Origin of the sequence: Streptosporangium sp. NBC_01639, from assembly GCF_045209755.1 — a bacterium.
In the GTDB taxonomy this organism is placed as follows: domain Bacteria; phylum Actinomycetota; class Actinomycetes; order Streptosporangiales; family Streptosporangiaceae; genus Streptosporangium.
Genome location: NZ_CP109272.1, coordinates 4,750,521 through 4,762,612 on the forward strand (window position 1 = coordinate 4,750,521; position 12,092 = coordinate 4,762,612).

12 protein-coding genes and 1 tRNA gene are annotated in these 12,092 nt (G+C 69.7%); 10 read left to right on the forward strand and 3 right to left on the reverse strand.

Features of this window, described 5'->3' with window-relative positions:
• The first annotated feature begins 12 nt into the window (after positions 1 to 12).
• The 7 genes from OHA77_RS21745 (at position 13) to OHA77_RS21775 (ending at position 7,961) form a co-directional block, all read left to right on the forward strand.
• Complete coding sequence (locus OHA77_RS21745) at positions 13 to 951, forward strand: LysR family transcriptional regulator (protein WP_406311398.1); 939 nt, start codon at positions 13 to 15, stop codon at positions 949 to 951.
• Positions 952 to 1,293: 342 nt separating this feature from the next.
• The gene (locus OHA77_RS21750; protein ID WP_406311399.1) at positions 1,294 to 2,745 is read left to right on the forward strand and encodes an MFS transporter; all 1,452 of its coding nucleotides are present in this window, start codon (positions 1,294 to 1,296) and stop codon (positions 2,743 to 2,745) included.
• 90 nt (positions 2,746 to 2,835) lie between these two features.
• Positions 2,836 to 3,624 carry an SDR family NAD(P)-dependent oxidoreductase gene (locus tag OHA77_RS21755; RefSeq protein WP_406311400.1) on the forward strand — a complete coding sequence of 263 codons (789 nt, stop codon included), beginning with the start codon at positions 2,836 to 2,838 and terminating at the stop codon, positions 3,622 to 3,624.
• 147 nt (positions 3,625 to 3,771) lie between these two features.
• Positions 3,772 to 4,659, forward strand: coding sequence for an alpha/beta hydrolase (locus OHA77_RS21760; protein ID WP_406311401.1), 888 nt, complete (start codon positions 3,772 to 3,774; stop codon positions 4,657 to 4,659).
• Positions 4,656 to 5,231, forward strand: coding sequence for a hypothetical protein (locus tag OHA77_RS21765; RefSeq protein ID WP_406311402.1), 576 nt, complete (start codon positions 4,656 to 4,658; stop codon positions 5,229 to 5,231). The genes OHA77_RS21760 and OHA77_RS21765 overlap by 4 nt, the downstream gene beginning before the upstream one ends.
• 2 nt (positions 5,232 to 5,233) lie before the next feature.
• Positions 5,234 to 6,187 (forward strand): MsnO8 family LLM class oxidoreductase, encoded by a 954-nt coding sequence (locus OHA77_RS21770; RefSeq protein WP_406311403.1) that lies wholly within the window; start codon positions 5,234 to 5,236, stop codon positions 6,185 to 6,187.
• Positions 6,188 to 6,671: 484 nt separating this feature from the next.
• Complete coding sequence (locus tag OHA77_RS21775) at positions 6,672 to 7,961, forward strand: SGNH/GDSL hydrolase family protein (protein WP_406311404.1); 1,290 nt, start codon at positions 6,672 to 6,674, stop codon at positions 7,959 to 7,961.
• A gap of 154 nt (positions 7,962 to 8,115) precedes the next feature.
• On the opposite strand, the gene OHA77_RS21780 is transcribed toward OHA77_RS21775, so the two are convergent.
• Positions 8,116 to 8,601 (reverse strand): hypothetical protein, encoded by a 486-nt coding sequence (locus tag OHA77_RS21780; RefSeq protein ID WP_406311405.1) that lies wholly within the window; start codon positions 8,599 to 8,601, stop codon positions 8,116 to 8,118.
• A 348-nt stretch (positions 8,602 to 8,949) separates the two neighbouring features.
• Between OHA77_RS21780 and OHA77_RS21785 the strand changes: the two genes are divergently transcribed.
• Genes OHA77_RS21785 through OHA77_RS21795 form a run of 3 tightly spaced genes read left to right on the forward strand, consistent with a single transcriptional unit; the run spans position 8,950 to position 10,823 of the window.
• Positions 8,950 to 9,135, forward strand: a complete 186-nt coding sequence (locus tag OHA77_RS21785; RefSeq protein ID WP_406311406.1) for a hypothetical protein — start codon at positions 8,950 to 8,952, stop codon at positions 9,133 to 9,135.
• A 51-nt stretch (positions 9,136 to 9,186) separates the two neighbouring features.
• Positions 9,187 to 10,188 carry a histidine kinase gene (locus OHA77_RS21790; RefSeq protein WP_406311407.1) on the forward strand — a complete coding sequence of 334 codons (1,002 nt, stop codon included), beginning with the start codon at positions 9,187 to 9,189 and terminating at the stop codon, positions 10,186 to 10,188.
• Positions 10,176 to 10,823 carry a LuxR C-terminal-related transcriptional regulator gene (locus tag OHA77_RS21795; protein ID WP_406311408.1) on the forward strand — a complete coding sequence of 216 codons (648 nt, stop codon included), beginning with the start codon at positions 10,176 to 10,178 and terminating at the stop codon, positions 10,821 to 10,823. The genes OHA77_RS21790 and OHA77_RS21795 overlap by 13 nt, the downstream gene beginning before the upstream one ends.
• Positions 10,824 to 10,871: 48 nt before the next feature.
• Here the strand turns inward: OHA77_RS21795 and OHA77_RS21800 are convergent, their stop codons facing one another.
• Positions 10,872 to 11,615, reverse strand: coding sequence for an SDR family NAD(P)-dependent oxidoreductase (locus OHA77_RS21800; RefSeq protein WP_406311409.1), 744 nt, complete (start codon positions 11,613 to 11,615; stop codon positions 10,872 to 10,874).
• A 295-nt stretch (positions 11,616 to 11,910) separates the two neighbouring features.
• Positions 11,911 to 11,996: transfer RNA gene (locus OHA77_RS21805), tRNA-Leu, on the reverse strand.
• Positions 11,997 to 12,092 lie beyond the last annotated feature (96 nt).

Here is a 12,092-nt window from a genome sequence, read left to right on the forward strand (position 1 = left end):
TAGTATTTCCGAATGGTCACGTTGGATCTCCGCCGTCTTCGCCTGCTTCGCGAGCTTGAGGAACGCGGGACCCTGGGCGCGGTGGCCGCCGCCCTGGACTACAGCCCCTCCTCTGTGTCGCAGCAATTGACCGTCCTGGAGAAGGAGGTCGGCGCACGCCTGCTGGAAAAAGCCGGGCGCGGGGTGCGGCTCACCGACGCCGGCCGACTGCTCGCGCAGCACGCCGGCATCCTGCTGGCCGCAGCCGAGGCCGCGGCAGCGGCTCTGGCCGCGCTAGGCGGTGAGGTGCGGGGCACCGTACGCGCCGGCGGCCTGCAGTCGGCGACTCGCCGGCTGCTGGTTCCCGCGGTGGCACGCATGCTGGTCCAGCATCCCCGGGTACGCACCGAGATCACCGAACTCGAACTCGAACAAGCCCTGCCCGAACTACGCCTCGGCACGATCGACCTGGTGATCAGCGACGAGTACGACGGCCACCCCCGCCCCCGGCCGGCCGGGCTGCGATTCGCGCTGCTGCACGAGGAACCGCTGAAACTGATCCTGCCGTCCGACCACCGGCTGGCCAGGCCCGGAGGGCCGGTCGCCTTGTCCGAGCTTCAAGACGAGGTCTGGGTGGCCTCGGACCGGGGGACCGGCCATCACGACATGGTCGTGGGAAGCTGCCGGTCCATCGGCGGCTACGAACCCGACGTACGGCATCGTTCCACCGACGCGGACGTCCAGCTCGAATTCGTCCGCAGCACCGGAGCCGTGGCTCTGCTGCCGGCCATGACCCTGCCCACCACAGCGGACCCGGCCCTGGCAATCCGAGACGTCGCCAAGCAACGGCTCGGACGGCGACTGGTCATCGTCCGTCGAGACGGCCCCTCGACCCCCGCGCTCACAGCCTTCCTGACCGTCGTGACCAGCCAGGCGCACCACCTCGGCAACGAGGACGGCCGAAAGCAGTAGGCAAATGTGATGCGGCCGTCGAGGCGCCACGTTGTTCGACCAGCGGCCACGTCGCTCGACGCGGCTTGGTGTCACGCAGGGCGGGAAACCGCAGATGGATCCACTCGGCCCAGTCCGCCAGGGCGGCCGGTACCGGGCTGCGGGGTGGTTGGTCACGGCGGGCTCCTCCGCCGGCAAACCAAATCGGGACTGCAGTTCCCTTAAAGGGTCCGTCGGTGATACTGTCTCCATCGTAACGGAACGAAAGTCCCGTTTGGGGGCGCCTCCCTCGGTTTCGCCGGGCGCGCCGACTCGAATCTCCGCTGCTGGGTCACCGCGGCCGGCTCGAAAGGAAGACCTGTCATGTCCATAACCACATCTGTCTCGGGAGTGGAGGCCCCGGCCTCCGCTGCGACTCCTCCGCAGCGGCTGACGGGCCGCCTGAAGGTGATCCTCGCGGTGCTGCTGGTCGCCCAGTTCATGCTTGCCGTCGACTTCTCCATCCTGAACGTCGCCCTGCCCGCGATCGGTGACGGCCTCGGCTTCTCCCTCTCCAACCTGCAGTGGATCGCCACCGCCTTCGCGCTGTCCGCAGCCGGGTTCACTCTCTTCTTCGGTCGCGTCGGCGACCTGATCGGTCGTAAGCGGATCTTCCTCGGCAGTCTCGGGCTGCTGGGCCTGGCCTCTCTCGTCGGCGGCTTGGCGACCAGTCCCGAGATCCTCATCATCGCCCGTGTCGCCCAGGGGCTCGCCACCGCCGCCGCCACCCCCGCCGGACTCGCCCTGCTCACCACTTCTTTCCCCGAGGGCCCGCTGCGGCAGAAGGCCCTCGGGCTCAACGGCGCCCTGATGTCCGCCGGATTCACCGCCGGCGCCGTCCTCGGCGGTGTGCTCACCGACCTCCTTTCCTGGCGCTGGGCGTTCTTCCTCAACGTCCCCGTCGCCATCGCCGTCCTGCTGATCGCCCCCACCGTCATCACCGAGTCCCGCCCCACCCAGCGCCCGAAGATGGACCTGCCCGGCGCCCTGTCCGTCACCCTCGGTCTGCTCGCGCTGGTCTTCGGTCTCACCCAGGCCGGTGAACACGGCTGGACCCACCCCGTCGCGCTGGTCTCACTGCTCGTCGGCGCCGCGCTGCTGGTGGCCTTCTACTTCATCGAGCGCAAGGCGGCGCAGCCCCTCGTCCCGGTCCACGTTCTCCGGAAGCGCACGGTGGCCTGGGGCAATGTGCTCGGCATGCTGGCCTTCGTGACCGAGACCTCCCTGGTCTACCTGCTCACCCTGTACATGCAGAAGACCCTCGGCTTCTCCGCGATGACCGCCGGCATCTCCTTCGGTGTGCTCGGTGTCGGGACCGTGGTCGGCGGGATGCTCGCACCCAAGGTCATCGCCCGTACCTCCACCATCACCACGCTGGTCGCGGGCGGTCTGCTGCAAGCGGTGTTCACCATGGTGCTGCTGCTCCTCGGCGACACGTCCGCCTCGATGGCTCTGCTGCTGCCCGCGACCTTCCTCGGCGGCGTCGGCAACATGCTCGTCATCGTCGGCTTCATGGTCACCGCCACCACCGGCCTGCCCGACCACGAGCAGGGCCTGGCCACCGGACTGGCCTCCATGTCCCAGCAGGTCGGCATCACCATGGGCACCCCGATCATGTCCGCGATCGTCACCGCCGCCACGGCCGGCGCGGTGACCGGCGCCGCGATCCTGCACGGCGTCACCATCGCCATCGCCGTCAATGCCGCCCTCGTCCTGCTCGGTGTCCTCATCGCCGCCGTCGCCCTGCGCACCAAGAAGCAGGCAGCCCGCACCTGACCGGTGCCCGCCCCCGTGCCGGGTGGGCCGCGAGCGTCCGCCGCCCGCCCGGTGTCTGTCAACGCCCCTTCCTTCTTCTCGGAGACAACCATGGATCTGCAGCTCACCGGCAAGGTCATCCTCGTCACCGGCGCCACCAGCGGCATCGGCCAGGCCACCGTCCGTCTCCTCGCCGCCGAGGGCGCGCACACCGTAGCCCTCGCCCGCGGCAGTGCCGCACAGCTCCAGCTGCCCGGCTCCACCACGCTCATCCGCGCCGACCTCACCGACCCGGCCACCGCCGAACAGGCCATCGCCCAGGTCATCGAGGAGCACGGTCGGCTGGACGGACTGGTCAACAACGCGGCCGCCCTCACCTCGCACGATTCCTTCAGCGACATCGGCGACGCCCAGTGGCACGCCACCTTCGAACTCAACCTCCATGCCGCCGTTCGCCTCACCCGCGCGGCTCTCCCCGTGCTGGGCAAGAACCCCGACGGAGGCAGCATCGTCCATGTGTCCAGCGAGGCTGCCCGGCTGCCCGACGCCTCCATCGCCGACTACGCCGCGTCGAAGGCTGCTCTGCTGTCGGTGTCGAAGTCCCTGGCCACCGCGCTCGGGCCGACCGGAATCCGCTCCAACGTGGTCTCTCCGGGGCCCACCCGCACCGCCCTGTTCGACGCTCCCGGCGGCTTCGCCGACCAGCTCGCCCAGCGCTACGGCATGTCCGCGGACGCGGCCGTGGACCACTTCATCCGCAACGAGCGCCGCCTGCCCACCGGGCGTATCGGCACGGCCGACGAGGTCGCGGGCGTCATCGCCTATCTCCTGTCCCCTCTCGCCGCTCAGGTCACCGGCGCCGAATGGGCCATCGACGGCGGGGCCTTGCGCCAGCTGTAGGGCTCACCGAAATCTCCATCGTTCGCATCCGCCCGCCGATTCTCAGACGAGGCGCCGTCGCGACCGGTACCGCTCTCGTGTCCGCTCGGCCGGGTCGCGGCGCGGGTTCCCCACTTCGAAACACCGACGAGGAGGTGTCACACCACCATGCACCGCAGCACACCGAACCAGGCAATCCGTCTTCCCCGAGGGGTTCGTACCACCCTCCCCGCGCCGTCGCCGGTCACGGTCCACGTCTATCGGCCGGAGCCCACCGATCGGCCCCCGGCAGGCCGGCTGGTGTGGGCGCACGGCGGCAGCTGGCAGTACGGCTCCGCCCTCGAATGGCACCACGTCACCAGCACCCTTGCCGCCCGGTCCGGCTGGGAGGTGATCAGCGTCGACTACCGGCTCGCCCCGCGCCATCGCCATCCCGACGCCCTCCAGGACATCATGACCGCCCTCACGTGGGCCGAAAAGGGGCGGGCCGGGCTGCCGCTCGCCGTGGGCGGCGACAGTGCAGGAGGCACCCTCGCCGCCTGCGCGGCCCTGGCCGCCCGCGACCGCGGCCTGGCGTTGGACGCCCAGGTCCTGGCGTATCCGCCCTTCGACCCCGACTGCGGCAGCCCTTCCTTCCAGAGCGATCCGGATGCCTTCCCGCAGGCAGCCTCGCTGCAGCGGGCCTGGCGGGCCTGGCGCGGCAGCAGCGGGCTCGCCGCCCACGACGAGAACGGCACCCGCCTGTACTCGACTCCCTTCGAGGCGGCCTCCCTGGTGGGAGTGGCGCCGGCCGTCCTCGCCGTCGGCACCGCCGACCCGGTCCGTGACGACGTCTTGGCCTACGCCGGTCGACTCCGTGGCGACCGCGTGCCCGTACGACTCCTGCGGCTCCCCGGGGTGGGCCACGGCGATGTCCTGCAGCCCGGCAGCCCTCTCCTCGGGCGGCTCGCCCAGGAACTCGCGGCCCTCGGCGGTCCCCCTCCCGCCGGCCGCCGGCCCCCTGCCTCACCGACGTCGGCCTTTCCCGCCTCGAATCCTTGGAAGGAATCTCCATGACCGCCTCTCCCGTCCACGGCACCCACGTACCGCAACTCCGTCCCCGGTCCCAGGAGCGACCCCCCGCGCCGTTGGAGGCACTGGTCAGGCACTTCGGGGACCTGCGAGACGGCACCCATGCCGGCCACTCCACCCGCCAGGGCAAGGAGTCCGCGTTCCGGCAGGCCGTCGATCTTCTCGACGCCCCCGCACGCCAGGTACTGGAGGAAGTCGACCGGCACCTGCTGCTCGGCACCGGCACCGTCCAGGCCACCGGTCCGCAGCAGGACCCGAACGGCGGCATCTACGCCGCCTGGCGACTCACCTGGCCCCGGCAACGCGGGACGGGCATCGTCCCGATCACCCTGACCGCGCACTACGGAGCCGGATTCCATCACCCCCACCTGCGCGGCGCCACCGTCGGCGAATGGCCGCTCAACGTTTTCGACCAGGACCAGGCCGCCGAACTCGTTCCCGTGCTGCGTGCCATCGCCGCCGCCGACCTGCACAATCTCGTCTTCCAGCGTGACTGGCGGATAGTCCCCGCCCTGCACGAGGGCACACAGTCCGCCGATGCCCGGAAGGAGAACTGACCATGCTCTCGACACCGGTCCTGAGGTTGTCCGTTCTCGACCAGTCGCCGCTCGGCGAGGACATGACCCCGGCCGACGCCCTACGCCACACCCTGGCCCTCGCCCGGCACACAGACGCGCTGGGATACCACCGGTTCTGGCACGCCGAGCACCACGGCTCCGCGTCCTTCGCGGGCAGCGCACCGGAGATCATGACAGCGCTCGTGCTGGAGAACACCACGCGCCTACGGGTCGGCACCGGGGGGATCCTGCTGCCCCGCTACCACCCCGAGAAAGTCGCCGAGACGATGGGCACCCTGCTCCGTCTGCATCCCGGCAGGGTCGACGTCGGCATCGGCCGAGGGGGAGGACCCGCACCGGATTTCGACCAGAAGGTCGCCGCGTTGCACCAGCGGCTCCTCGACATCGGCCATGACGACCGAGCCGTCGGCGAACCCGCCGGCCGGCTCTGGCTCCTGGGAGCCGGAGGGTCCACCGCCCCACTAGCCGGGCACCTCGGCGCCGGATACGCCTTCGGCCACTTCTTCGCTCCCAAGAAGGGTCCGGCAGCCCTCTCCGACTACCGGCAGCATCTCCGGCCCGGACACCCCGGGGGCACCCTGCTGACGGTCCGGGCCGTCACCGCGGAGGACCCCGAGCGAGCGGCGGCACTGGCCCAGGCCATGCTGCTGTGGCGGGCCCGCAAGGATCTCGGGCACGACGCCCCCATTCCGGCCCTCACCACCCTCGCCCGCCATGACTGGAGCACCGCCGAACACGCGCAGGCCGCCCTCCATGAGAGCTCACTCATCCACGGCACCCCGCAGCAGGTACGCGAGCGGCTCATCCACCTGGCCCGGGCGCACGGAGTCACCGAGGTCATGGTCAACACCCTGACCGCCGATCCGGACGACCGCCTCGCCTCGTACGAACTTCTCGCGGCCCAGTTCGGCGTGCGGCACACGTTCGACGACTAGCGGAACCCATCACCCACCCGATCTCCCACACCGCCTCTCACAGGTCGACGCGATGACCGCCCCCGGGCCGGACCGCCGTCCCGCCGGCGTCCCGCCGGCGTCTCCTGGTCGCCTCCGGCGGCCTCCTCGCAGGCTCGGCCGACGATCCCCGCCACCTGGAGGCCGGCGACATGCCGGCCTTCGCCGGAGACGCCCCGCACCGCTATCGCACCGGCGACACATCCGCGGACGTCACCCTCGTCATCTCCTTCCCGGTCGCCGGCTGAAAAGCCGGACCCGGGCGTGCTGACTTTCCGGGTCCTCGCAGCGGTCACCACCCGGCGTGCCGTCGCCGCCGATCTGCACGACCTCGTGTTCCAGTGCGACCGGCGCATCTCTCCAGCAGCAAAGACGAAGACTTAATGGGATTGAATTGCCATTAAGGACATCGGTCCGGTATGGTCTCATCTAACGGAAAAAATTTCCCATTAACAAGGAGCATGTCATGAACCACCCCGCAGCGAAGATCGGCGCAGCACTGTCGGCTCTGGTGATCACACTCGGCGCGTCCGCGGCCGGCATCGGCACCGCGCAGGCCGGCATCGCGCAGACCGGTGTCGTGCAGGCCGGTGTCGATCGGCAGGCAGGCTGGCAGGCCGCGTGGATGGCCGCGCCGCAGCGGGCCAGCGCCGGGTTTGAGCCGAACTGGTCAGAGGAGGGCTTCAGCGGCCAGAGCGTGCGCCAGGTGGTCAGGCTCACCGCAGAGGGCTCATCGGTACGCATCCGGTTGTCGAACGACTACGGACCATCCGCCGTGCGCCTGACGGGCGCCACCGTGGCCTACGCCGATCAGGGCGCCTCGGTGCGGCCGGATTCCGTGCGGCACCTGACCTTCGGACGTGCCAGGTCGGCCGACATCCCCGCCCACGGCGGGCTGACCAGCGACCCCGTCCAGCTCGACGTGCGTCCGTTCCAGTCGGTGGCCGTCACGCTGTACTTCGCCGGAACCACCGGACCGGCGACATTCCACTCACAGGCCTACGCCAGCAGCTATCGGGCCCAGGGCGACCACCGCGCCGACACTGCGGCGAGCGCCTTCACCCAGGCGACGCACTCGTGGTACTACCTGTCCGGCGTCGACGTCACGGGCGGGAAGAAGAGAGACGACACCGTGGTGGCCTTCGGCGACTCCATCACCGACGGGTTCGGCTCGACCGGCGACGCCAACGGCCGCTACCCCGACGAACTGGCTGAGCGACTCGCCGCCACCGGCCGGGCACGTCCCGTCCTCAACGCCGGAATCGGCGGCAACCTGGTGCTCAACGACTCGGCCTGGTACGGCGACCACTCCGCGGCCCGCTTCCGCCGCGACGTGCTCGACCAGCCGGGCGTCGGCACGGTCGTCATGCTGGAGGGCGTCAACGACATCGGCTTCAGTGAGTCCGACACACCGACGTACAAGCCCGCACCCGTGGTCTCCGCCGACGAGCTGATCGCCAAGTACCGCCAGCTCATCCAGCAGGCACACGCGAAGGGTGTCAAGGTCGTCGGGGCGACCCTGCTGCCCTTCAAGAACTCCGACCACTGGGGCGAGCACGCCGCCGCCGTCAGCGACGCCGTCAACCAGTGGATCCGCACCTCCGGCGAGTACGACGCCGTCGTCGATCTCGACCGGGGCATGGCCGCCCCCGGCAAAGCCGACGTACTCAACCCCGCTTACGACAGTGGCGACCACCTGCACCCCAACGACGCCGGCTACACCGCCATGGCCCGACTCATCGCCGACCGGCTCTGAGCAGCCCGGCATCGACCCCTCCGCGAGCCGACCGTGACAGTGGCCGGTTGCCTCACCACCAAGGACCAGTTGGTGGTGAGGCAACCGGCCACTGGTGGTGACCAGGTGTCATGCCAACGCCCGCCAGCAGGGCTGGAGCTTGGCCCGTGCCGTGTCAGTTCTCATTGGTCCGGGTGAGATCCATGGTCCAGTTCGTGCGCCAGGTGGCTCCGTCGTCATAGGAGAACGCCTGTTCCCACCGTGCGGTATCAGGTGTGGCGTTGGTCCATTCGAATCGAACCTTCACGGCGTGGCCGCCCAGGACGTCGTCGCAGAGGAACTGTCCGCGACCGCCGCTGAAGGACCCTTCGACGGGTGGGTCGAGGTGCCCGGGCCTGCTGCTGGAGGCCCACCAAATCCGCCAGACCTTTGCTTCAGGGTCGAACTGGCGCAGCGTGAAGCCTTCGAAGCTGTCGGCCCAGATCCGGTCGACGTGGCCCAGGCCGCCCAGGATCGGCTCAGCCGCGGCGGTGGCATCGAACTCGATCCACTCTTCACAGGCCGGTTCGGTGACGTCCTTCAGCTTGCGGTTGCGTACCCGCCAGCGGCCGAAAATGAAGTCGAAATCAGAGCGCCCATCGACAGGCACGGCAGAGCTCACAGTCAGACCCCTCGGGTAACCGACCACCGGCGTCACTCGCAGGCGATGCGTAGGAAGAGACGCACACGGTACGCCCCGGCGCTGACAGTTTCGACGACGCAGGAAACCTTGACCGAGAAGGCGTCACGGAGGTCGCGGGCACCCCGTACGCGGTCGCGGGAAGGATCGTTCCCGGCTCCGGATGCGTTGGTGCGTCCGCTGTCATGGCTGGGAAGCTGTTCGGTGCAGCGCTTGAAGGGCGATACCTCCCGCTAACGGAAAAAACGTACAGTTTGCTGTAGTGTCCGACCAATTACCCGTACATCACACTGGGGTTTCGGCTGAATCGCGACAGAGGAGGAGCCCACGGTGAGAGAACGATGGCGGGAGACACGGCAAGGGGGGCGTTACTTGCTGCTCACCCTGCCGACTGCGATGAGCACGATGCTCATACCGCCGCTACTGGCCGTCGCGGCGCTGTCCTGCGTGGTCGCGGGGGCGGGCTTCGTTCTGCTGCCGCAGGCGCTGACCTGGGTCCGCCGTTGGGCGGATTGAAACAGGTCCCGCGCCGCCGGCCTGCTCGGCGTGCCGGTTTCCTCGCGCCACGTGCCGCTGAGTGGAGACCTCCGCGCCCGGTGGCGGCAGATGCGCAAGGACCCGGCCACCGTCCGTGACGTCAAGTGGCTGTTCGTGCACATCGGTACCGGGGTGCCGTTCGGGCTTGTCGCGTTTCTCTGCGCCGCCGGCATCGTCGCCACCGTGGTTCTGACCCCCCTGTGGTGGCTCTTCCCAGCTGATATGCCGATGCAGCCCCTTTTCATTCCGGTGAGCGACTGGGGGACGGCGCTGGCTCTGGCACCGCTCCAGATCTTCCTGCTCGCGGCGGTGGCATTCTGGGCCTTGCCGCGGCTGGCGCGCACACATGCACGGATCTGCCTGGCCCGCCTTGCACCCTCGGAGGCCGAGCAGATGGCCGAACGGGTGGACGAGCTGACCCAGACCCGGGCGGGCGCACTGGACGCGCATGCGGCGGAACTCCGCCGCATCGAACGCGACCTGCATGACGGCACCCAGGCCCGGCTGGTCTCGATCGCCATGCGGCTGGGCGTCGCGCGGGAGTCACTCGCCGAGAATCCCGGGGCGGTGGCCACTCTCCTGAAGGAGGCGCACGAAGGCACCGAGGAGGCGATGACCGAACTGCGCGAGGTCATCCGTACGGTCTACCCGCCGATTCTCGCCGACCGGGGGCTCTCCGGCGCGCTGGCAGCACTGGGCGCCCGATCCGGCGTGCCGGCCCGGATCGATGCCGGCGACCTCGGCCGGCTGTCGGCCGCGGTCGAGGCCGCCGCCTACTTCGTGGTCGCCGAGACGCTCACCAACGTGGCCAAGCACAGCCAGGCCACACGGGCCCTGGTACGGCTCACCCGGAACGACGGCACGTTGTCGGTCCAGATCACCGATGACGGGGTCGGTGGTGCCGACCCGACGCTCGGCACCGGTCTCAGCGGCATCCGCCGCCGGGTCGCCGCGCTGGACGGCATGTTCGAGATCGCCAGCCCCGTCGGCGGACCGACCGTCATCACGGTGGAGTTGCCGTGCGTGTCGTGATCGCCGAAGACAACGTTCTGCTGGCCGCGGGCCTGAACCTGCTGCTCGACTCCAAAGGGATCGAGGTCGCCGCGACCGTCGCCGACAGGCCGGCCTTCGTCGCAGCCGTCGACGAGCATCAGCCGGACATCACCATCGTCGACGTCCGACTGCCCCCCTCCTACCGGGAAGAGGGCATCCAGGCCGCGCTCGAAGCCCGCCGAGCACACCCCGAACTGCCGGTCCTCGTGCTTTCCCAGTATGTCGAGCAGCTCTACGCCCGCGAACTGCTCTCCGACGGTCGCGGCGGCGTCGGCTATCTGCTCAAGGACCGGGTCAGCCGGGTGAGCGAGTTCATCGACGCGCTCCATCGCGTGGCCGCGGGGGGCACGGTCATGGACCCCGAGGTCATCGCACAACTTCTCACCGGCCGTGGTGACGACGGCCTCGCGGCCCTGAGCCGGCGTGAACGCGAGGTGCTCACCTTGATGGCCCAGGGGCAGGGCAACAAGGCGATCGGCGAACAACTGTTCATCAGCGACAACGCCGTTCACAAGCACATCGGTAACATCTTCGCCAAACTCGGCCTCCCTCCCACCGATGGCGGGCACCGCCGCGTCCTCGCCGTCCTCGCATATCTCAACGATCAGGGCTGATGCCGCTGTCCGGCCTGCTGGACCGCCGCGCGGCCACCCGGCCCCGCCTCACCGTGTGCCGTCCCTGTCGCGCAGCCAGCGCTCGAATTCCACGGCGACGATGCGCTCGCCATGCACGCCGGCCGCGTCGTCGGACGCCAGCCAGACGATGGGCGGGCCCATCACCGCGGACTCCAGGAACTCTTGTCCCTCGGGCACGGCGTCGAGGGGCAGCATCCCCGTGACGGTCGCGCCCCCGGGCAGCAGCAGGTTGACGGTGACGCCCGTGTCCCGCAGGTCGGCGGCCATGATCTGGGACAGCGCCTCGCTGCCGGCACGCGACGGCCCGTAGGGGACGAACCCGGCTCGGTGCATGGTCGAGTGGCTCACCGCGATGTTGACGATACGGCCGCCGCCGGCGGCCAGCATCCGTGGCGTGACCTCGCGTGCCACAAGGAAGTAGCCGGTCAGATTGGTCTCGATCACCGCACGGAAACCGCCGACCGGCACCTCCCAGAAGCCCTGCGGGTGCGTCATGAAGCGCGGGTTGACCGTGCGCATGCCGATCCCGGCGTTGTTCACCAGCATGTCGATGCCGCCGAGCCGCGACCACGCCTGGTCGACCGCCCTGGCCACCGACGATTCGTCCCGCACGTCCAGTTCGATGCCGACCGCCCCCGGAAGTTCGGCGGCGACCGAGCTCGCACGCCGGCCGGATCGGCCGGTCAGCGCGACCGTCGCTCCCGCCGTGGCCAGGGCGGAGGCCATGGCGAGTCCCAGTCCGCTCGTCCCGCCGGTCACCAGCACCTTCATCGGGACACCTCCGTCCCGCGAGCGGCCCGACTGCGCACGGCGGCGGTGGTCTCTGTCAGCGTTGAATCACTCATGGCTGCGACGTTAGGTTTTGGAGCGCGCTCGAAGTCAAGCCGCGACCGGTATCCGGGCCTGCTCGCTCCGATCCCCAGGCGGGGCTGAGCATCGCCGAGGCCGGCTCGCCGCCGACCGGCTATGGGCGCCCAACCGTCGAGCGGGTGCCCGCTGAGCAATGCCCGGAAACGACTCGTGGAGGCTCGGGTTCAACCCGGCCTCCACATGTGCAAAAGATTTGTGTCCGAGGGGGGACTTGAACCCCCATGCCCCGCAAAGGGCACTAGCACCTCAAGCTAGCGCGTCTGCCTATTCCGCCACCCGGACGTGGTGCCTGCACGAGAGACCGTCATCCCTCGTCGGCGGACTTAGATTAGCAAACTCTTGAGCTTGCGTCATATCGGTATGCGACCCGGCCCCGGG

Coding starts and splice junctions, on each gene's coding strand:
- OHA77_RS21745 (WP_406311398.1), top strand. CDS start 13: ATGGTCACGTTGGATCTCCGCCGTCTTCGCCTGCTTCGCGAGCTTGAG.
- OHA77_RS21750 (WP_406311399.1), top strand. CDS start 1,294: ATGTCCATAACCACATCTGTCTCGGGAGTGGAGGCCCCGGCCTCCGCT.
- OHA77_RS21755 (WP_406311400.1), top strand. CDS start 2,836: ATGGATCTGCAGCTCACCGGCAAGGTCATCCTCGTCACCGGCGCCACC.
- OHA77_RS21760 (WP_406311401.1), top strand. CDS start 3,772: ATGCACCGCAGCACACCGAACCAGGCAATCCGTCTTCCCCGAGGGGTT.
- OHA77_RS21765 (WP_406311402.1), top strand. CDS start 4,656: ATGACCGCCTCTCCCGTCCACGGCACCCACGTACCGCAACTCCGTCCC.
- OHA77_RS21770 (WP_406311403.1), top strand. CDS start 5,234: ATGCTCTCGACACCGGTCCTGAGGTTGTCCGTTCTCGACCAGTCGCCG.
- OHA77_RS21775 (WP_406311404.1), top strand. CDS start 6,672: ATGAACCACCCCGCAGCGAAGATCGGCGCAGCACTGTCGGCTCTGGTG.
- OHA77_RS21800 (WP_406311409.1), bottom strand. CDS start 11,615: ATGAAGGTGCTGGTGACCGGCGGGACGAGCGGACTGGGACTCGCCATG.